Consider the following 19,778-nt stretch of genomic DNA (forward strand, 5'->3'; position numbering starts at 1 on the left):
CATCCCCTGTTTACCTCGAGTGCGCCGCGCACCGTACGGGGTCCCTCGTACGGGGATTGACCATCGCGCGGCACCAGGAGGACGTTGCGCGAGACCGCTCCTCGACGACGAAAGCGAGATCACCATGGACCCCACCACCCCACGACGACGGCGGCTGCGGCTGCGACTGCGACCGCGTAGGATCCTCGCCCTGGTCGCCTCGGCGACGCTCGTCGGGACGCTGCTCACCGGGATCACGGCGGCCACCGCCGCCGACACGGAGATCGCCCTCAACGGCGGGTTCGAGTCGGGGCTGTCCGGGTGGACCTGCTCCGGATCGACGGGGCAGCCGACCGCGAGCCCCGTGCGCTCCGGCACGGGCGCGCTCCGGGCGACGCCCGCCGGCGCCGACAACGCGCGGTGCTCGCAGACCGTGGCCGTGCAGCCCTCCTCGACGTACACGCTCAGCGCGTGGGTCCAGGGCTCGTACGTGTACCTCGGGGCGAGCGGGGCCACGGCGCAGCCCGTCTCGACGTGGACGCCGTCGGCCGCGACCTGGCAGCGCCTCAGCGTCACGTTCACCACGACGTCGACGGCGACGTCCGCGACGATCTACCTGCACGGCTGGTACGGCCAGCCCGCCTACGTGGCCGACGACGTCAGCCTTGTCGGTCCGGGCGGCGGCACGACCCAGCCGCCCGCCACGCCCACCGGCCTCGCCGCCGGGACGCCCACCGCCAGCAGCGTCCCCCTCACGTGGGGCGCCGTGGCCGGGGCCACCGGGTACGCCGTCTACCGCGACGGCACCAGGGTCGCCACCACCACGGCCCCGTCGACCACCGTCACCGGCCTCGCCGCCTCCACCTCCTACTCCTTCCAGGTCACCGCGACCAACGCCGTCGGCGAGTCCCCCCGCTCCCCCGCCGTCACCGTGAGGACGACGAGCGGCACGACGCAGCCGCCCGCGGCGCCCACGGGGCTCACGGCCGGGACACCCACGGCGAGCAGCGTCCCCCTCACCTGGGGCGCCGTGACCGGAGCCACCGGGTACGCCGTCTACCGCGACGGCGTCCGTGTCTCGACCACGACGAGCCCGACCGCGACCGTGACCGGCCTCGCGGCGTCCACCTCCTACTCCTTCCAGGTCACCGCGACCAACGCCGGCGGCGAGTCCCCCCGCTCCACCGCGGTCACGGCGACGACTGCCGGCAGGACCGGCGGCGGGCTCCCCGAGCACGCTCTCGTCGGGTACCTGCACGCGTCGTTCGCCAACGGCTCGGGCTACACGCGCATGGCGGACGTCCCGGACTCGTGGGACGTCATCAACCTCGCGTTCGGCGAGCCGACGACGGTCACGTCCGGAGACATCCGGTTCAGCCTGTGCCCGCAGACCGAGTGCCCGAACGTCGAGTCGGTCGCGGAGTTCAAGGCCGCCATCGCCGCGAAGCGTGCGGCGGGCAAGAAGGTGCTCCTGTCGATCGGCGGCCAGAACGGCCAGGTGCAGCTCACGACGACCGCCGCGCGCGACGCGTTCGTCGCCTCGGTGAGCTCGATCATCGACACCTACGGGCTGGACGGGGTCGACATCGACTTCGAGGGCCACTCGCTGTACCTGAACACGGGCGACACGGACTTCCGCAACCCGACCACCCCCGTGATCGTCAACCTCATCTCTGCGCTCAAGACCCTCACGGCGCGCTACGGGGACGACTTCGTGCTGACGATGGCACCGGAGACGTTCTTCGTCCAGAACGGCTACCAGTTCTACGGCTCGGGGCCGTGGGGCGGCCAGGACCCGCGCTGCGGCGCGTACCTCCCGGTGATCCACGCGCTGCGCGACGAGCTGACGCTGCTCCACGTCCAGCACTACAACTCGGGCCCGATCATGGGACTCGACGACCAGTACCACACGATGGGCGGTGCGGACTTCCACATCGCCATGACGGACATGCTGCTCACCGGCTTCCCCGTCGCGCGCGACGCGTCCAAGACGTTCCCCGCGCTGCGCCCGGACCAGGTCGCGATCGGCCTGCCGGCGAGCACGCACGCCGGCAACGGCCACACGTCGCCCGCCCAGGTCGACCAGGCCCTGGACTGCCTCACGAAGGGCACGGGCTGCGGGTCGTACCAGACCCACGGGCGCTGGCCCGCGCTCCGCGGGCTCATGACGTGGTCGATCAACTGGGACCGCTTCAACGGGTGGGAGTTCTCCCGGAACTTCGACGAGTACTGGCCGTGACCGGCACCAGCCACCCGCGAGTGCGCGGTGCCACCGGCCCACGCGGCTGACCCGCGGCGCTGACCCGTGGCGGCGGCACGACCGGCGTCGGGGCCCTCGGCCCGGACGCCGGTCGTGCCGCTCAGTCGTCCCAGCGCACGTCGTGCACGCGGTTCCAGCCGATCCCCGCGGCGTCCCACCGGGCCGCGTGCGGGACCAGGCGCGCCTCGAACGCCGCGTAGTCGCGGTCGGCCTGCGCCGTCCACGCGACCTCGGCGAGCGCGGGCAGCCGGGGGAACGTCATGTGGTCGAGGTAGACGACCGGCTCGACGAACTCGTCGGTGCTCGTCGGCAGGTGGGTGAGGCTGTCCGGGTACGACCGGTCCGACCAGAGCGGCGCCTCGACCCCCGCGACGCGCCCCGCGACGTCGACCTGCCGCTCCGGGTCGAGCGTCGACGTCAGCTCGGTCTCGGGGTCCCAGTCGTAGGCGCGCTCGAGGTCGATCCGGCCCGCCCACTCGAGGCCGTAGGGCGTCAGGTCGTCGTACTTCATGTCGAGGTACGTCCGGTCCGCCGGAGACATGACGAGGTCGGCCCCCGCGGCGAGCGCGGCCCGCACCTCCCGCACGTCCTCGGTCTCCCGCTCCGTCCCGACGAGCGGACGGTTGTGCTCGCCGACTCCCCAGTACTGGACGAGGCTGCCCGCGGGCAGGGTCGTGCCCTGCGCCCACTGGTGCCACCCGACGACCGTCCGGCCGTGCCCCGCGACGATCTCGTTCGCCGCCGCGGCGTAGTTCTCGTACCAGCCCTCCTCCGGGTCCGGCGCCTCGTCGCCGCCGACGTGGACGTACGGCCCGGGGTTCTGCGCGACGACGGCCGCGAGCACGGTCTCGAGGTAGCCACGCACGGCCGGCATGTTCTCGTCGCTCGAGCAGACGATGGGGTTGTTCACCTCGGGGCCCCAGTACGGTTCGCCGGGCGTCCCGTCGCACCGCAGCGACCCGATCGCGGACTGGGCGGCGAGCGTGTGCCCCGGACCGTCGACCTCGGGGACGACGGTGACGTACCGCTCGGCGGCGTACGCGACGATCTCCGCGTACTCCTGCGGCGTGTACGACCACGGCCCCCCGGTCCCCGGCGGCCAGCCCTCCTGCGTCCGTCCGCCGACGTCGGTCAGCTCGGGCAGGCCGTCGACCGGGAACCGCCACCCCTGGTCGTCGGTGAGGTGCAGGTGCAGGACGTTGAGCCGGTAGTCCGCGAGGTGGTCGACGAACCGCTTGACGTCCTCGACGGGGAAGAAGCGCCGGGCCACGTCGAGCATCGCGCCCCGGTAGGCGTAGCGCGGCTCGTCCGCGATCTCGACCGCGGGCACCTCCCACGCGACGCCGTCCGCCGGTGCCGGGGACTCGACCTCGGGCGGGAGGAGCTGCAGCAGGGTGCGCGTCCCGCGGTAGAGGCCCGCGGGCGTCGTCCCCGAGACCACCACCGCGTCCTCGGTGACCTCGAGGATGTACGCCTCGTCCGCGGGGTCGTCGAGCAGCCCGTGCGGCTCCCACGACTCGCCTCCGGCGTCGATCCGCAGCACCACGGCATCGCCCTCCGTCGAGCCCTCCGTCCCACCGTCGTCCCGGGTCGTCTCCACGGCGAGACCGAGCCCCGTGGGGGTCCGCAGCTCGTCGGCGAGCAGCTCGCCGACGCGGACCGCTCCGTCCTGCCCGACGGCGCTGCCCGCCGACACGTCGACGACGACCCGGGTCCCGTCGTCGAGCACGAACGGCTCCCCGCCCGAGACCTCGACCGAGGCCGGGAGCGGGACGAGCCCGAGGCCCTGCCCGGACGGTGCGGCACCAGGGGTGGGCGTGCAGCCGGCGAGGACCGCGACCCCGCCCGCCACGACCACGGTGAGCACACCGAGCGTGCGTCGCACCGAACGCCTGCCTGCATTCATGAGGACCCCTGCCGAACTCGCCGCGCGGACGGCCGTCGTCCGCGTCGGCCCGACCCTAGCGCTCCCGGACCGGCCACCGCGAGGGTGGGCCGGGCCGGAGGAGAGCGACGGTCAGGCGGCCTGGACGAACTGCGTGACGGCGTCGGCGACGAGCTGGACCGCGATGGCAGCGAGCAGGAGCCCCGCGATGCGCGTCACGAGGATGGTCCCGGAGTCGCCGAGCACGCGGTTGATGACGTTCGCGAAGCGCATGGACAGCCACAGGCACACGTGCACCGCGACGACGCCCGCGACGATCGCCACCCACTCCGCGACACCGCCCCCGCGCTCGCCCGCGCGCTGCACGAAGACCATGGTCGCGACGATCGCTCCCGGCCCGGCGAGGAGCGGCGTCCCGAGCGGCACGAGCGCGACGTTGACGCCCTTGTTGCCCGACGGCTGCGGCTCCTCCATCTTGCCCGTGAGGAGCTCCATCGCGACGAGCAGCAGCAGCAGACCGCCCGCGGTCTGCAGCGCGGGCAGCGAGATGTGCATGTAGCTGAGGATCTGCTGGCCGAACGCCGCGAACGCCACGATCACGCCGAACGCGACGAGGATCGCGGTGCGGGCCGCCTGGTTGCGCTGCTTGGCACCCATCGCGCTCGTCAGGCCCAGGAACACCGGCACCGTGCCGGGCGGGTCCATGATGACGAACAGGGTGACGAAGACCTCCGTGAAGAGCCGGACGTCGAAGAACTCGTTCATCGTCCGATCATCGGATCACGTCCAACTGTCCCAGCTCCTCGATCTGCTCCAGCACGGTCGGTGCTGTCGTGTTCTCCCCGAGCCGGTTCGGTTTGCCGGCCCCGTGGTAGTCGCTCGACCCGGTGACGAACAGGCCCAGGGTGCGGGCGAGGTCGTCGAGCCGTGCGCGCTGGCGGTCGTCGTGGTCGCGGTGGAACACCTCGAGCCCCGCGAGCCCCGCCGCGGCCATCTCCTCGATCACCGCGTCGGCGACGACGCGCCCGCGACCGTCCGCGCCCGGGTGGGCGAAGACGGGGACGCCGCCTGCCGCCCGGACGCCCCGCACGGCCGCGGCGGCGTCGGGCGCGTAGTGCGGCACGTAGTACGGGGTGTCGGTGGCGAGGATCGTCGCGAACGCCGCCGAACGGTCGGGCGCGAGCCCGGCCGCGACGAGCGCGTCCGCGATGTGCGGGCGTCCGATCGTCGTGCCCTCGACGGTCTGCGCGAGCACATCATCCCATGTGATCGGGTAGTCCTCGCCGATGAGGTCGACCATCCGTCGCGCCCGGCTGGTGCGCGCGTCGCGCGTGCGGTCGAGCTCGGCGAGGAGCGCCGCGTGCGCGGGGTCGTGCAGGTAGGAGAGCAGGTGCACGCTGATGCCGCCCGAGCGAGCCGAGATCTCCGCGCCGCGGACGAGCGCGACGCCGTGCCGGAGCGCGGCGTCCGTCGCCTGCGCCCAGCCGGCGGTCGTGTCGTGGTCCGTGAGCGCGACGACGTCGAGGCCCGCCGCGGCCGCGGCCTCGACGACCTCCCCCGGCGCGTCCGTGCCGTCCGACGCGGTCGAGTGGGTGTGGAGGTCGATGCGCACGCGACCCAGGATAGTGACCGGACCGCGGGGCGACGGCACCGGACCCGCACACGATGTGCACACGGGACCCGGCCCCTCACCACGGCCGTCCCAGGCTGGGGTGCCACAGTCGAGAGCGATGACCCCCACGACGCTCGCCCCCGTCCCCTCCTCCGCAGCCCTCCTCACCCCGCCCGGCCACCGCACCGACGCGTCCGCCGCCGGCCCGGACGTCCCGCCCGCCGTCGTCTTCGTCCACGGCATGCGGACGTCGAGCGCGATCTGGGACCGCCAGGTGGAGCACGTGCGGGGGCTCGGGCACGACGCCGTGGCCGTCGACCTGCCCGCGCACGGCACCCGCGCGCACGAGCGCTTCACGCTCGACAGGTCCTTCGAGGTGCTCGACGAGGCCGTCGCGTCCTTCGGCCCGGGCCGGAGGGTCGCGCTGGTCGGGCTCTCGCTCGGCGGGTACACGTCGCTCGCCTGGGCGGCCCGCCGCCCCGCGAACCTCGCGGGCGTCGTCGCCGCGGCGTGCACGTCGGACCCCAAGGGCAAGCCGGTCGCGCTCTACCGCGACGTCGCGCGCCTCGTCGTCGCCGGTGGGGGCGCGGTAGGCCGCGGCGCGCGCTGGGCCGCCCGCACGAGCGCTGCCGCGTGGGGCACGATCGCCCGCGGCGGCCGCTCGCTCCCGGCCGGCGCGGCGTCGTCGTACGCTCTCGCCGGACCCGGTGACGCCACCGGGACGACCCCCGCCGCCCCCGGCTGGCACGTCGTGACCGACGCGCTCACCCAGCTCGCGGGGCGCTCGTGGCTCGCCCACGTCCGCGACGTCGACGTGCCGGTCTGGCTCGTCAACGGCGCCCGCGACCACCTGCGCCTCGACGAGCAGCGCTACCTCGCGGCGGCCCCGGACGCGGCGCTCGTCGTCGTGCCGCGCGCCGGCCACGACGTCAACAGCGAGGCCCCCGAAGCCTTCAACCGCGTGCTCGGGCGCGCGCTCGCGGACTTCGGTCGCGTGCGCGGTGCGAGACTGGGGGCATGACCGACGCCACCCCCGTCACGCCCGAGCAGACCCCCGACACCCAGGAGGCCCAGGACCTCGCCGCGCGCGGGAGCAACCGCTCGCAGCGCCCGGACTCCGACGCGTTCAAGGCCTTCATCACGAGCGGCTGGGCGCCGCGCGCGCAGCTCGACGTCGAGCCCCTCCCGGCCGCGCCCTTCACCGCCGCACGGCGCGCCGCGCTGTCGGCCCGGTTCCCGGGATCGCGCCTCGTCGTCCCCGCCGGCCCGCTCAAGACGCGCTCGAACGACACCGACTACCGGTTCCGCCCGCACTCCGCGTTCGCGCACCTCACCGGCTACGGCACGGACCAGGAGCCCGACGCGGTGCTCGTCCTGCACCCGGTCGAGCCCGGCACCGGCGACGGCGGCTCCGCGCATCACGCCGTGCTCTACGTGCGCCCGCTCGCCGCGCGCGACACCGAGGAGTTCTACGCCGACTCGCGCTACGGCGAGTTCTGGGTGGGGGTGCGGACGTCGCTCGACGACGTCGCGACCGCCACGGGCGTCGAGGCCCGGCACGTCGACGAGCTGCGCGACGCGCTCGCCAAGGACGTCGGCCCGGGCGGCGTGACGCTGCTCGTCGTCGCGGGTGCCGACGAGGCCGTCGAGGCGCTCGTCGAGGCGATCCGCGCCGAGGCGGGGCTCGACGACGTCGCCGAGGAGACGCAGGAGCTCACCGAGGCCGAGTGGCTCGCGCGCGCGGAAGCCGCCTACCGGCGCACGGACGCCGCGCTCGTCGAGGCCGTCTCCGAGCTGCGCCTCGTCAAGGACGCGCACGAGGTCGAGCAGATGCGCGAGGCCGTCGACGCGACCATCGCGGGCTTCGAGGAGGTCGTGCGGAACCTGCCGCGCGCCGTCGAGCACCGCCGCGGCGAGCGCGTCATCGAGACGACGTTCGACGCGCACGCGCGCCTCGAGGGCAACACGGTCGGCTACGAGACGATCGCCGCCGCGGGCGAGCACGCGACCACGCTGCACTGGATCCGCAACGACGGCGTCGTGCGGACGGGCGAGCTCGTGCTGCTCGACGCGGGCGTCGAGGTCGACTCGCTCTACACCGCGGACGTCACGCGCACGCTGCCCGTGGACGGCGAGTACACCGAGGTCCAGCGCCGCGTCTACCAGGCGGTGCTCGACGCCGCGGACGCCGCGTTCGCGGTCGCCGTCCCCGGCGCGCGCTTCCGCGACGTGCACGCCGCGGCGATGGAGGTCGTCGCCGCGCGGCTCGAGGAGTGGGGGCTGCTCCCGGTGAGCGCGGCCGAGTCGCTCTCGCCCGAGGGTCAGCAGCACCGCCGCTGGATGGTGCACGGCACGAGCCACCACCTCGGCCTCGACGTGCACGACTGCGCGCAGGCGCGCCGCGAGCTCTACCTCGACGGGGTCCTGGAGCCGGGCATGGTCTTCACGATCGAGCCGGGCCTGTACTTCAAGGCGGACGACCTGACGGTCCCCGAGGAGTACCGCGGCATCGGCGTCCGCATCGAGGACGACGTGCTCGTCACGGCCGACGGCAACGAGAACCTCTCTGCCGCGCTCCCCCGCCGAGCGGAGGACGTCGAGGCCTGGATGAGGCGCCTGCGCGACTGATCGAGGGCCCGCCTCGCCGGCGGCGGAACTGGGCTATGGTGACCCGTTCATCCACCGGCGAGGGGAGGTGAACTCACGTGGCGAAGAGCACCAAGAAGGAAGCATCGATGTCCCTCAAGGAGAAGCGCGCCCAGAAGCGCGAGAGGGCTGCCGAGACCTCCGTGAAGTCGCGGAAGCGCTAGCGAGCGCTTCCGGCGAGGGGCCGGCCGACGGACGACGACGTCCGGCGGCCGGCCCTCGTCGTCGGGTCAGGCAGGGCGCTCGGGCTGGTCGGGCTGCTGCGAGCCGGGTGCCGACGGGGGGTCGGGCTGCGCTCCCGGTGTCGACGGGGGGTCGGACTGGGCACCGGGCTGCGGGTCGGTCGGCTGGTCCGACGTCGGGCGCATCGCGCCGTAGCGCGGCTCGCCGGTCGGGGTGGTCCAGCGCGGGTCCGGCGTCCGCGCGGGCGGCGTCACCGGGGGCACGGGCGCGCCCGACGGCGGCTCGGGAGCGGGGGCCGGCGGCGCGACCGGCGGCGTCGGTGCCCCGGGCGTCCCCCACGTCGGGTTCGCGGGAGGCGCGGCCGCGCGCACGCCGCCCGCGCCCTCCGGCATCCGGGACAGGAGCTGGCGCGCGTCGCCCGCGCGCTCGGGCGCGCAGAGGATCCCGTACGCCGACGCGACGATCTGGCTCTGCGACGTGAAGTCGCGCCTGCCTCGCGTGAGCGCGTAGGACAGCACCGAGAAGAGCAGGCCGAACCCGGCGCCGACCCCGATCGCGGTGAGCACGAACGAGCCGTCGCCGGAGAAGAGGAAGAGCAGGAGGCCGACGAAGAGCCCGAACCAGGCGCCCGACGCCGCGCCCGCGATCGCGACCCGGCCGTACGTCAGCCGGCCCGTCACGCGCTCGACCATCTTGAGGTCCGTGCCGACGATCGTCACGAGCTCGACGGCGAACTTGTTGTCCGAGAGGAAGTCGACGGCCTTCTGCGCCTCGAGGTAGGTCGCGTACGACGCGACCTGCTCACCGCGCGGCGGGGTGGGGACACGGGGGACGGCACCCGGGCGTGACATGCTCATTCGCCCAGTCTGTCCTACTCGTGCGGAGCGCGCGAGAGCCGGGCGGCGACGGGTGGGGGCAGCGTGCGGCGCGGGGGCGTCCGAGGGGCGCGCCACGTGCCGGGAGGAACGGGCGACGACCGGGGTGCGTGCGTAGGCTGGCCGCGTGAGCGCAGCCACCACCGTCTTCGTCGCGCGTCTGGCCGGGACCAGCGTGTTCGACCCCATCGGCGACCAGGTCGGTCGGGTGCGGGACGTCGTCGTGCTCATCCGGCCGAAGGGCGCGCCGCGCGCCGTCGGCCTCGTCGTCGAGGTGCCGGGGCGCCGCCGGGTCTTCCTCCCGCTCACCCGCGTCACGAGCATCGACGCCGGGCAGGTCATCTCGACGGGCCTGGTGAACATGCGGCGGTTCGAGCAGCGCGCGATGGAGACGCTCGCCGTGAGCGAGCTGCTGGAGCGCACGGTCGAGCTCGTCGACGGGTCCGGCTCGGCGACGATCGAGGACCTCGCGATCGAGCGCCAGCGGACGGGCGACTGGCTCGTGACCAAGCTCTACGTGCGGCGCAGGTCCCAGCACAAGGGGACGCTCGGGCTGCGCCGCCGCGGCGACGCGATCGTCGTCGACGTCGGCGCGGTGACCGGCCTCGCGGGCGGCACCGAGGCGCAGGGCGCCGCGATGCTCCTCGCCGCCTACGACGACCTCAAGCCGGCCGACCTCGCCGACGTCATCCACGACCTGGGCGACACGCGCCGCCTCGAGGTCGCGGGCGCGCTCGACAACGAGCGCCTCGCCGACGTGCTGGAGGAGCTGCCCGAGGACGACCAGGTCGCGATCCTCTCGGGCCTCGACACCGACCGTGCCGCCGACGTCCTCGAGGCCATGCAGCCCGACGACGCGGCCGACCTGCTGCACGAGCTGCCCGAGGCCCAGGCCGCGCAGCTCCTCGAGCTCATGGAGCCCGAGGAGGCGCGCGACGTGCGTCGCCTGCTCGCCTACGCCGAGGACACGGCGGGCGGCCTCATGACGTCCGAACCCGTCGTGCTCGGCCCCGAGACGACGATCGCCACCGCACTGGCGCAGATCCGGCGCAAGGACCTCGCGCCCGCGCTCGCGTCGATGGTGTTCGTCGCGCGCCCCCCGCTCGAGACGCCGACGGGCCGGTTCCTCGGCGTCGCGCACTTCCAGCGGCTGCTGCGCGAGCCCCCGCACGCCGCGGTCGGCTCGGTGCTCGACTCCGACGTCGAGGGCGTCGCGCCCGACGCCCCGCTGGGCCGGGTCACGCGCATCCTCGCGACGTACGACCTCCTGTGCGTGCCGGTCCTCGACGCGGAGAAGCGCCTGCTCGGCGCGATCAGCGTCGACGACGTGCTCGACCACATGCTGCCCGACGACTGGCGCGAGACCGACGACGACGTGGACACCGAGCACGCCCGCGCCGCGCTCGCACCCGGGTCGCTGCCGCGGCCCGCGGCCCGCGGCGGCGCGGCGGGGGTGACCCGTGGCTGACCGCCTCGACACCCCGAAGACCGCGCGGCGCTCCCTCATCCCGCGGGTCAAGGTCGACCAGGACGCGGTCGGGCGCGCGACCGAGGGCATCGCCCGCTTCCTGGGCACGCCCCGGTTCCTCGTCTACCTCACCGTGTTCTGCGCGGTGTGGATCATCTGGAACTCCTGGGGGCCGGAGGGGCTGCGGTTCGACTCGGCCGAGTTCGGGTTCACGGCGCTCACGCTCATGCTCTCGCTCCAGGCGTCGTACGCCGCGCCGCTCATCCTGCTCGCGCAGAACCGCCAGGACGACCGCGACCGCGTCACCGCCGAGCAGGACCGCCAGCGGGCCGAGCGCAACCTCGCGGACACCGAGTACCTCGCGCGCGAGATGGCCGCGCTGCGCATCGCGCTGAGCGAGGTCGCGACGCGCGACTTCGTCCGCTCGGAGATCCGCAACCTGCTCGAGGAGCTCGAGGAGAAGTCGGCGCGCGCGGCCGACGAGGAGACGCCCGACCGCTGACGCGGGACCGACCGCGCTACTGCGTCCCTTCCGCCGCGACCCGCCGCAGACGCTCGACGAGCCCAGGGTCGCCCTCGACCGTCAGGCCGTCGGCCGGGCCACGGCCCCACAGCCACAGGTCCAGCGCCCAGGCGGGCCCGGCGACCTGCGTCGTGGTCGAGCCGGGCAGGTCGACGAGCTGGGCGACGTCCAGGTCGTAGGCGGTGCCCGACTCCGGACCCGTCCCGGTGAAGCGCCCGAACGCGAGCTCCCAGCTCCGGGGCCGCTCCCCGAACCCGTCGACGACGACCGACACGGTCGCGCCGTCGGGCGTGAAGACGCCCCAGCCGGGCACACCGTCCACCATGACGGTCAGCACCTCGTCGACCCCGTCCGCCGCGACGTCGGGGTCCGCCGGGGTGACGTCGCGACCGGCGGTGAGCTCGGCGTCGGCGCGGTGGATCAGGGCCTCGTGGGCCTGCCGGCGGACGACCCAGCCCACGTGCCTCCCGTCGTCGTGCCACGACCAGCACGGCTCCCCGGGGTCGCGACCGGTGAGCGCGGCGACGAGTCGGCTCGTCGAGCGCTGCAGCAGCGCGGGCAGCTCGGCGTCCGAGGACGGGCGCGCGAGCGGCTCGACGTCGTCGCCGTCGAGGCCGCTGCCCGGACCCGGCCCGACCACGCGCGCCCAGAAGTCCTGCACCTCGGCGAGGTGGTAGATGAGGTCCGCGCCCGTCCACTCGGGGCACGACGGCACGCGAGCGTCGGGCGGTGCGCTGCGGGCAGCGTCACCGAAGAGCTCGCTGTCGCGGGCGAGAGAGGCCAGGGCGTCCATCCGTGCACGGTAGCCCCGATCCGGGACGGCCGTCGTGCGACGGGGCTCACGTCCGGACCAGGACCAACGGCCCGGCGGACGCGGCACCCGCCGCGCCTACGATGGGTCCATGCCCGACCCCGCCGCAGACCCGCTCGAGCTCGCCGTCCGGCAGGCGCTCACCACGGTCCTCGACCCCGAGATCCGCCGCCCCGTGACCGACCTCGGCATGATCCGCTCGGTCGTCGTCGAGCCCGGCGCGTCGGGCACGGTCGTCGCGGTGGGTGTCGACCTCACGGTCGCGACGTGCCCGATGCGCGACACCCTCACGCGCGACGTCGACGCCGCCGTGCGCGCGGTCGACGGCGTGGCGGACGTGCGCGTGGACCTGGGGGTCATGTCGGCCGAGCAGCGCGCCGAGCTGCGCACGATGCTGCGCGGCGGCGTCGGCGAGCCCGAGATCCCGTTCGCCAAGCCGGAGTCCCTGACGAAGGTCTACGCGATCGCGTCCGGCAAGGGCGGGGTGGGCAAGTCGTCGGTCACCGCGAACCTCGCGGTCGCGCTCGCCGCGCAGGGCCTCGAGGTCGGCGTCGTCGACGCGGACATCTACGGGTTCTCGATCCCCCGCATGCTCGGCGTCGACCGCCAGCCCACGCGCGTCGACAACATGCTCCTGCCGCCGATCGCGCACGGCGTGAAGGTCGTCTCGATCGGCATGTTCGTCCCGCCCGGCCAGCCGGTCGTGTGGCGCGGGCCGATGCTGCACCGCGCGCTCCAGCAGTTCCTCGCGGACGTCTTCTGGGGCGACCTCGACGTGCTGCTCCTCGACCTCCCTCCCGGCACGGGCGACATCGCGATCTCCGTGGCGCAGCTCCTGCCCGGCAGCGAGATCGTCGTCGTCACGACGCCGCAGGTCGCGGCCGCCGAAGTGGCCGAGCGGGCCGGCTCGGTCGCGACCCAGACGCAGCAGGGCCTCGTCGGCGTCGTCGAGAACATGTCGTGGCTCGAGCAGCCCGACGGCTCGCGCCTCGAGCTCTTCGGGTCCGGCGGGGGCGAGCGCGTGGCCGCGAACCTCTCGCGCGCGACGGGCACCGACGTCCCGCTCCTCGGCCAGGTCCCCCTCGACGTCTCGCTGCGCGAGGCGGGCGACGGCGGCACCCCGGTCGTCCTGGCCGACCCCGCCGCGCCCGCCGCGGTCGCGCTGCGCGACGTCGCGGCGGGGCTCGCGCGCCGGCCGCGCGGTCTCGCGGGACGGTCGCTCGGAGTCACCGTGGTCTGACACACGTCCGGTCCCGCCCGAGGGCCCGGTGCGGTCCCACGGCGACCCTCTCGAAGGGTCCCTGTCTTTTCCTCGTGCCACGGTATAGTCTCGCCCGCATCTCGTCAGGGGGACGGCCGTCAGGCCGGTGAGGGGGATCGTGTGACGTGGCGTCGTTGCCGCACCGCCGTGCCCCCGTGCGCCCCCTCTCCCTGCCTGACGTGCGACGTCGCACGCAGCACCCGTCCCGCGACGCGCTCGGCCAGCGCCCCGCGCACCGCCGTCGCGACCTCCGGCGCGCCATACCCGGTGCCGACCTGCGGGTGGAGAAGTCTCGACGGAACTCCTCCCCAGGGATGACGCGGCCCTCCCCTCCGCCGCCCTAGCCTTCGGGCGGGGCGGCCCCGCCCCCCGTCAGCAGCGCCCGCCCCGCCGTCCGTCACCCTCGTCCCAGGAGCCCGCACGTGGGTATCACCCGCCGGATCGTCTTCCCCGCCCTCCGCATCGTCATCTGGGCGGCCATCGCCGCCCTGCTAGCCGTGATCGCGTTCCGCTCGGCACCCGAGCCGCCGACCGACCCCGCGTTCCCGACGGCCGAGCTCGTCGAGCCGCGCGTGGCCGTGACGACGGGAGACGTGACCAACACAGTCACCGTGACCGGTCAGATCGTCGCCGACCCGGCGACGTCCCAGAAGGTCACCCAGCGCGGTGTCGTGACGGCTGTCCACGCCAAGCCCGGCGACGTCGTGGAGGCCGGCGCCCCCCTGCTCGAGGTCACCCTCGAGGAGCCCCGCGAGCCCCTGACGGAGACCGACCCGGAGACCGGCGAGGTCACCGTCACCGAACGTCGCCCGAAGGTGACGAAGGAGACCGTCGAGGCGAGCATCGGCGGCACCGTCGCGACGTTCACCGCCCTCAAGGACCAGGAGGTCGCCGTCGGGGAGGACTTCGCGTCGATCTCCCCCGGCACCCTCTCCGCCACGGGCAGCATGGTCGCCGAGCAGCAGTTCCGGCTGCTGCAGATCCCCGCCGAGGCGACGGTCACCGTCACCGGCGGCCCGGCCCCGTTCACGTGCACGAACCTGCGCATGGGTGCGGCCGCCGCCCCGGCCGGGACGCCCGAGGAGGGAGGCGCCGACCCCGCGGCGGGCGGGTCGTCCGCGAGCGTCACGTGCGCCGTGCCCGGGGACGTCACCGTGTTCGCCGGGCTCGCGGCCGAGCTCGAGATCACCGCGGGATCGGTCGAGGGCGCGCTCGTCGTCCCGGTCACCGCCGTCCTGGGCCGCGTCGAGCAGGGCAAGGTGTGGGTCGTCGGCGCCGACGGCGAGGCCGAGGAGCGAGCCGTCACGCTCGGGATCACCGACGGCGCCGTCGTGCAGGTCACCGAGGGGCTCGCCGAGGGCGACGAGGTCCTCGAGTTCGTGCCCGGCCAGGACGTCGTGCCCGTCGTCGACCCCATGACCGGCGAGGTGATCGGGGGATGAGCCTCCTGGAGCTGAACGGGGTCGCGCGCTCCGTCCTCCTCCCCGACGACCGCGAGCTGGAGATCCTGCGCGGCATCGACCTCACGGTCGACGCGGGCGAGCACGTCTCGATCGTCGGGCGCTCGGGGACCGGGAAGTCCACCCTCCTCAACATCCTCGGCCTCCTCGACACGCCCACGGGTGGCGAGTACCTGCTCGACGGCGTCCCGATCGGCCGACTCTCGGGCCGCGCCCGTGCGCGTCGCCGCGGGACCGACTTCGGGTTCGTGTTCCAGCAGTTCAACCTCCTGCAGGGCCGCACGGCGCTCGAGAACGTCGTCGCGCCGCTGCTGTACGCGCGGGGGCGGCAGTTCTGGCAGCGGACGACGCTCGCGGCCGACATGCTCGACCGCGTCGGTCTCGGCGACCGTCTCGACACCCGTCCGGAGAAGCTGTCCGGGGGCGAGCAGCAGCGCGTCGCCATCGCGCGCGCGCTCGTGCGCACGCCCCGCGTGATCCTCGCCGACGAGCCGACCGGCGCCCTCGACGTCGACACCGGCAGCGAGGTGATGGACCTGCTCGACACCATCGCCCGCGAGAACGGGTCGGCGCTCATCGCCATCACCCACGACCTCGCCGTCGCCTCGCGCGCCTCCCGGCAGTTCCGGCTCGCCGACGGCGTGCTCACCCCGATCGCGATCAGCGCGCGCAGCGCCGGGTCGCTCGCCGCGCTCGACGCGCGCCGTCCGGGCACCGGGGGCACGGTCGACGCCGAGCCGTACGGGCCCGGACCGGGTCACCCCGTCGGCGCGGCGCACGCGCTCGAGGCCGGCGACGACCAGGCCGAGCACGTCGCGCGCCCGCTCGTCGCGCCCGTCGGTGCCCCGCACGCGGGGGGCGCCGCGTGACCGGGGTCGTCGGCGCGCTCCTCGAGGCGTGGGACGAGCTCCGTGTCCACAAGGTGCGCGTCCTGCTCGCGCTCGTGGGCGTCGCGGTCGCGGTGTGCGCGATCACGGCGATCTCCGCGGCCGGCGAGATGCTGCGCCAGGTCTCCGCCGAGCAGAACGAGCGCTGGAACGGTCGCCCGGCCACGCTGCAGGTGTCGGCCTGGCCGACGGGCGAGGCGGGCAGCGTCATGCCCGCGCCCGAGGAGTACGAGCGCGTCTTCGACGAGGTCGTGGCGCGCTACTCCGTCGAGTACTCGTCGATGCTGCGCGACGCGCCCGCACCCGTGCGCTTCCCCGACGGGACCCGTGAGGTCACCACGACGGGCGTCGAGGCGGACTGGGCCACCATGCACCGCTTCGAGGTGACCTCGGGACGCTGGTTCACGGACGCGGACGCGGACCGGCTCTCCCCCGCCCTCGTCGTCAACCAGGGGTTCCTCGACGCGCTCGGCGGCGTGAGCGTCGCCGACCACCCGACCGTGACGATCGGCGGGGAGAACCCCGTGGTCGCGACGGTCGTCGGGGCGTTCCCCGACGACTGGCCGGGCATGGACCCGGTCGCGTACGCCCTCGTGGACGCCCAGTCGACGTGGGTGACGCCCGAGACCATCGAGATGATGGGGCCGCCGCGGCTCGAGCTGTGGGTGCCCGAGGAGCTCTCCGACGGCCTCGTCGAGGCGATCCGGCGGGACGTCGCGGGCGCGCTCGAGGGCGTGCAGGCCGACGTCTACCGCTACGACTCGCCCGACTACGCGACCGTCGACGGCGCGATCCGGTGGACGGTGCTCGGCGTGAGCGTCGTCGCGCTGCTCCTGGGTGGCCTCGGGCTCGTCAACATCGCGCTCGTCACCGTGCGCTACCGCATCCGGGAGATCGGGATCCGGCGGAGCTTCGGCGCGAGCTCGGGACGCGTGTTCTTCTCCGTGATGATGGAGAGCGTCGTCGCCACGACCGTCGCGGGCCTGCTCGGCGTGACCGTCGCCGTCGTCGCGCTGCACAACGTCCCGCTCGACGCGCTCATGGGCTCGACGGTCCAGGACCGGCCCGGCTTCCCGTTCTCCGCCGCCCTCACGGGCATGCTCGCCGCCGTCGGGATCGGCGCGCTCGCGGGCCTCCTCCCGGCGCTCGTCGCCGTCCGCGTCAAGGTGATCGACGCGATCCGCTACTGAGCCCGCCCGCCCCGTCACGACGCCTCCGACCCACGACTGCACATCGACAGCACGACGACAACTGCCACGAACAGGGGATGCACGACATGGCACGACGAGTCACCGCCCTTCGCACCACCTCGACCGCGCTGCTGCTGGTCAGCACGCTCGCCCTCGCGGCGTGCGGGGGTGACGACGCCGCGACGGACGCCTCGACCGACGGACCGCTCACCGAGTTCTTCGCCGACGTCTACGGGGACTGGGACGAGGAGACGGCCCAGGCCGAGCAGATGGAGATCGAGGAGGCCATGGCCCGCTGCATGGTCGAGCAGGGCTTCGAATACCAGCCGGTCGACCAGTCGGCCATGTCGTACACGACCTCCACCGACGAGCAGGACCCCGAGAAGTACGCGGCCGAGTACGGGTACGGATTCTCCGTCTACCAGGAGCCCTCGGAGGAGGAGCAGGCCGCGATGGACGCCTGGGTGGACCCGAACCAGGAGTACGTCGAGGCCATGTCGGAGTCCGAGCAGACGGCGTACTACGAGGCGCTCTACGGGGAGCAGGCGTTCATGGAGTACGACGAGGACGCCGAGATGCCGGAGTACGACCCGGCGACCGCCGGGTGCCAGGGCGCCGCAGAGCTCGAGGTGCGCGGCGACCAGAACGCGCTCTACGAGAGCGCCGAGATGGTCTCGTTCAACGAGGCGACGACCCAGCTCTACGAGGACATCGCCGCCGACCCGCGCCTCAAGGAGGCGGACACCGCGTGGTCGGCGTGCATGGCCGACGCGGGCTTCGCCGGGTACACCACCCCGCAGGAGGCCATGGACGACATGATGGAGCGCTCGAACGGTCTCTGGGAGGGCACCGACCCGGAGGGCCCGAGCGAGGAGACCATCCAGGAGGCGCAGGACCTCGAGCGCGACACGGCCGTCGCCGACCTGGCGTGCAAGGAGGAGGTCGGCTACGAGAAGGTCCAGCTCGACGTCCAGCGCGAGCTCGAGGGGGCGTTCGTCGAGGAGCACCGCGCGGAGATGGAGGTCGTCCGCGACCTCCTGACCGAGGCGCAGAAGTGACCGCCGACGACACGCTCCTGCGCACCCCGGAGCCCGGGACGGAGCCACCCGGGGAGGACGGGCCGCGCGAGCGCCGCAGGCTCGCGCTCACCGGGCACCGCCTCGTGTGGTTCGTCGCGGGGGTCGCGGTCCTCAGCCTCGTCGCGGGGATCGTGGTGAGTCGCCTCGTCGTCTCCCCCGCCCAGGCGGCGGCCGACGCCGAGCCCCCGCAGGCCGGCCCCATCACGGTGCCGGTCGAGCGCCGGGCGCTCGACAACGACGTGACCCTGCGCGCGGACGCGACGTACGACGACGCCGTGTCGGTGAAGATCGAGACCGGCGACCTGGGCGGCCCCGCGGTCGTCACGGGTCAGGTCCCCGAGGTGGGTGCGGAGCTCGGCCCCGCGAACGTCGCCCTGGAGATCGCCGGGCGTCCCGTGATCGTGCTCCCCGGGGAGCTGCCCGCCTACCGGTCGCTCCGCGTCGGCGTCTCCGGGCCCGACGTGCTGCAGCTGAAGGCGGCGCTGTCCGCCGTGGGCATCGACCCGGGCCGTGCCGACAGCGACCTGTACGACGCCGCGACCGCCACCGCCGTCGAGAAGCTCTACGCGCAGGTGGGCTACCCGGCCCCGTCGGCCGAGGAGGAGGCCGCGCTCGCGGTCTCGAGCGCGCGCGAGGGCGTCCGCGCGGCCGAGGACGCGCTCGACGGCGCGCGCGCCGCCCTGACCGCGGCGCAGTCGGGGGCGAGCGACGTGGAGAAGCTCCAGGCGGACAACGCGGTGCGCGCGGCCGAGCGTGCGGTCGCCGCGGCGCAGGCCGACGGTGGCGACGTCGCGGGGGCGCAGGACGAGCTCCGGCTCGCCCAGGCGCAGCGTGCGGAGCTCGACCGGCCGCGCGAGACGGCGGCGGAGAGCGCGGGCGTGGAGTCCGCTCGCCGCCAGCTCGGCGACGCGCAGCAGGCGCTCGAGGAGGCACGCACGCAGACGCTCACCGCGCTGCCCGTGAGCGAGGTGCTGTTCCTCGCCGGGCTGCCGCGCCGGGTCGACGAGGTGCTCGTCGAGCGCGGCGGCACGGTCGAGGGCCCGGTCCTCTCCGTGTCCGGGGCGACGCTGGTGCTCGAGGCGTCCGCGTCCGCGTCGGACGCGGAGCTGCTCGAGGTCGGCGCCACGGCGACGCTCACGCTGCCGGACGACACCGAGGCGACGGCAACGGTGACCGCCGTCGGGCCCGCGGCGGCGTCGAAGGACGGCGAGCAGGAGGGCCAGGGGGACGAGCAGGGGGGCGCCGGACGGTACACGGTGACGCTCGCGCCCGACGCCCTCACGCCCGAGCAGGTCACGGCCCTGCAGGGACAGAACGTGCGCGTGCGCGTCCCGGTGAGCTCGACCGGGGGCGAGGTGCTCGCCGTCCCGCTCGCGGCCCTCACCGCGGGGCCGGGAGGCGAGTCGCGCGTGGAGGTGCGACGCGGGTCGGGGCAGGACGCGACGACGGAGCTCGTGGACGTCGAGACCGGCCTCGCGGCCGAGGGCTTCGTCGAGATCGTCTCGGCCGACGGCGAGCTCGACGAGGGCGACCTGGTGGTGGTCGGCGAGTGACCTGGACCGAGCTGGGGCTCCCGGGGACCGACCCCGGCGGCGGCTCCGACGCGGTACCCGCGCGCACCGTCTCCGCCGCCCCGGGCAGCCATGGCCAGGCGTCGTC

16 protein-coding genes are annotated in these 19,778 nt (G+C 74.5%); 11 read left to right on the top strand and 5 right to left on the bottom strand.

Annotation, left to right across the window (positions count from 1 at the left end; translation table 11 throughout):
• Window positions 1-124: 124 nt before the first annotated feature.
• Window positions 125-2,218 carry a glycoside hydrolase family 18 protein gene (locus FIC82_RS15930; RefSeq protein ID WP_154799152.1) on the top strand — a complete coding sequence of 698 codons (2,094 nt, stop codon included), beginning with the start codon at window positions 125-127 and terminating at the stop codon, window positions 2,216-2,218.
• A gap of 121 nt (window positions 2,219-2,339) precedes the next feature.
• On the opposite strand, the gene FIC82_RS15935 is transcribed toward FIC82_RS15930, so the two are convergent.
• The 3 genes from FIC82_RS15935 to FIC82_RS15945 form a co-directional block, all read right to left on the bottom strand.
• Window positions 2,340-4,124 (bottom strand): beta-N-acetylhexosaminidase, encoded by a 1,785-nt coding sequence (locus FIC82_RS15935; RefSeq protein WP_168731991.1) that lies wholly within the window; start codon window positions 4,122-4,124, stop codon window positions 2,340-2,342.
• Between the two features lie 132 nt (window positions 4,125-4,256).
• The gene (locus FIC82_RS15940) at window positions 4,257-4,889 is read right to left on the bottom strand and encodes a MarC family protein (protein WP_154799154.1); all 633 of its coding nucleotides are present in this window, start codon (window positions 4,887-4,889) and stop codon (window positions 4,257-4,259) included.
• Between the two features lie 7 nt (window positions 4,890-4,896).
• On the bottom strand, window positions 4,897-5,736 hold the full coding sequence (locus FIC82_RS15945; RefSeq protein ID WP_168731331.1) for a PHP domain-containing protein: 840 nt from the start codon (window positions 5,734-5,736) through the stop codon (window positions 4,897-4,899).
• A gap of 118 nt (window positions 5,737-5,854) precedes the next feature.
• Between FIC82_RS15945 and FIC82_RS15950 the strand changes: the two genes are divergently transcribed.
• Complete coding sequence (locus FIC82_RS15950; RefSeq protein ID WP_154799156.1) at window positions 5,855-6,757, top strand: alpha/beta fold hydrolase; 903 nt, start codon at window positions 5,855-5,857, stop codon at window positions 6,755-6,757.
• The gene (locus tag FIC82_RS15955) at window positions 6,754-8,364 is read left to right on the top strand and encodes an aminopeptidase P family protein (RefSeq protein ID WP_154799157.1); all 1,611 of its coding nucleotides are present in this window, start codon (window positions 6,754-6,756) and stop codon (window positions 8,362-8,364) included. The genes FIC82_RS15950 and FIC82_RS15955 overlap by 4 nt, the downstream gene beginning before the upstream one ends.
• A 248-nt stretch (window positions 8,365-8,612) precedes the next feature.
• Here FIC82_RS15955 and FIC82_RS15960 read toward each other — a convergent pair whose 3' ends face one another.
• Entirely contained in the window at window positions 8,613-9,422 is an 810-nt protein-coding gene (locus FIC82_RS15960) for a YflT domain-containing protein (RefSeq protein WP_216609919.1), read from the bottom strand.
• A gap of 145 nt (window positions 9,423-9,567) precedes the next feature.
• On the opposite strand from FIC82_RS15960, the gene FIC82_RS15965 reads away from it, so the two are divergent.
• On the top strand, window positions 9,568-10,908 hold the full coding sequence (locus tag FIC82_RS15965) for a magnesium transporter MgtE N-terminal domain-containing protein (protein ID WP_168731992.1): 1,341 nt from the start codon (window positions 9,568-9,570) through the stop codon (window positions 10,906-10,908).
• Window positions 10,901-11,410, top strand: coding sequence for a DUF1003 domain-containing protein (locus FIC82_RS15970; protein WP_168731993.1), 510 nt, complete (start codon window positions 10,901-10,903; stop codon window positions 11,408-11,410). Before FIC82_RS15965 ends, FIC82_RS15970 begins: the two co-directional genes overlap by 8 nt.
• Before the next feature lie 16 nt (window positions 11,411-11,426).
• Here the strand turns inward: FIC82_RS15970 and FIC82_RS15975 are convergent, their stop codons facing one another.
• Window positions 11,427-12,224 carry a maleylpyruvate isomerase family mycothiol-dependent enzyme gene (locus tag FIC82_RS15975; protein ID WP_154799158.1) on the bottom strand — a complete coding sequence of 266 codons (798 nt, stop codon included), beginning with the start codon at window positions 12,222-12,224 and terminating at the stop codon, window positions 11,427-11,429.
• Window positions 12,225-12,333: 109 nt separating this feature from the next.
• On the opposite strand from FIC82_RS15975, the gene FIC82_RS15980 reads away from it, so the two are divergent.
• From FIC82_RS15980 to FIC82_RS16005, 6 genes are all read left to right on the top strand, one after another.
• Window positions 12,334-13,482 carry an Mrp/NBP35 family ATP-binding protein gene (locus FIC82_RS15980; RefSeq protein WP_154799159.1) on the top strand — a complete coding sequence of 383 codons (1,149 nt, stop codon included), beginning with the start codon at window positions 12,334-12,336 and terminating at the stop codon, window positions 13,480-13,482.
• A gap of 443 nt (window positions 13,483-13,925) precedes the next feature.
• A complete protein-coding gene (locus FIC82_RS15985) occupies window positions 13,926-14,945 on the top strand; it encodes an efflux RND transporter periplasmic adaptor subunit (RefSeq protein ID WP_154799160.1) in 1,020 nt (339 codons plus the stop codon).
• Window positions 14,942-15,832: an ABC transporter ATP-binding protein gene (locus tag FIC82_RS15990; RefSeq protein WP_154799161.1), complete on the top strand. Its 891-nt coding sequence runs from the start codon at window positions 14,942-14,944 to the stop codon at window positions 15,830-15,832. Before FIC82_RS15985 ends, FIC82_RS15990 begins: the two co-directional genes overlap by 4 nt.
• Window positions 15,829-17,040, top strand: a complete 1,212-nt coding sequence (locus FIC82_RS15995) for an ABC transporter permease (RefSeq protein ID WP_168731994.1) — start codon at window positions 15,829-15,831, stop codon at window positions 17,038-17,040. The genes FIC82_RS15990 and FIC82_RS15995 overlap by 4 nt, the downstream gene beginning before the upstream one ends.
• 86 nt (window positions 17,041-17,126) lie before the next feature.
• The gene (locus tag FIC82_RS16000) at window positions 17,127-18,098 is read left to right on the top strand and encodes a hypothetical protein (protein ID WP_154799162.1); all 972 of its coding nucleotides are present in this window, start codon (window positions 17,127-17,129) and stop codon (window positions 18,096-18,098) included.
• Window positions 18,095-19,672, top strand: coding sequence for an efflux RND transporter periplasmic adaptor subunit (locus tag FIC82_RS16005; protein WP_253691226.1), 1,578 nt, complete (start codon window positions 18,095-18,097; stop codon window positions 19,670-19,672). The genes FIC82_RS16000 and FIC82_RS16005 overlap by 4 nt, the downstream gene beginning before the upstream one ends.
• Window positions 19,673-19,778: the final 106 nt, after the last annotated feature.

It is taken from the genome of Cellulosimicrobium protaetiae (assembly GCF_009708005.2).
Taxonomy (GTDB): Bacteria; Actinomycetota; Actinomycetes; order Actinomycetales; family Cellulomonadaceae; genus Cellulosimicrobium; species Cellulosimicrobium protaetiae.

Bases quoted from the DNA above. Each gene is read 5' to 3' on its own strand.
- FIC82_RS16000 (WP_154799162.1), top strand. From the start codon at position 17,127: ATGGCACGACGAGTCACCGCCCTTCGCACCACCTCGACCGCGCTGCTG.
- FIC82_RS15975 (WP_154799158.1), bottom strand. From the start codon at position 12,224: ATGGACGCCCTGGCCTCTCTCGCCCGCGACAGCGAGCTCTTCGGTGAC.
- FIC82_RS15930 (WP_154799152.1), top strand. From the start codon at position 125: ATGGACCCCACCACCCCACGACGACGGCGGCTGCGGCTGCGACTGCGA.
- FIC82_RS15980 (WP_154799159.1), top strand. From the start codon at position 12,334: ATGCCCGACCCCGCCGCAGACCCGCTCGAGCTCGCCGTCCGGCAGGCG.
- FIC82_RS15955 (WP_154799157.1), top strand. From the start codon at position 6,754: ATGACCGACGCCACCCCCGTCACGCCCGAGCAGACCCCCGACACCCAG.
- FIC82_RS15960 (WP_216609919.1), bottom strand. From the start codon at position 9,422: ATGAGCATGTCACGCCCGGGTGCCGTCCCCCGTGTCCCCACCCCGCCG.
- FIC82_RS15940 (WP_154799154.1), bottom strand. From the start codon at position 4,889: ATGAACGAGTTCTTCGACGTCCGGCTCTTCACGGAGGTCTTCGTCACC.
- FIC82_RS15990 (WP_154799161.1), top strand. From the start codon at position 14,942: ATGAGCCTCCTGGAGCTGAACGGGGTCGCGCGCTCCGTCCTCCTCCCC.
- FIC82_RS15950 (WP_154799156.1), top strand. From the start codon at position 5,855: ATGACCCCCACGACGCTCGCCCCCGTCCCCTCCTCCGCAGCCCTCCTC.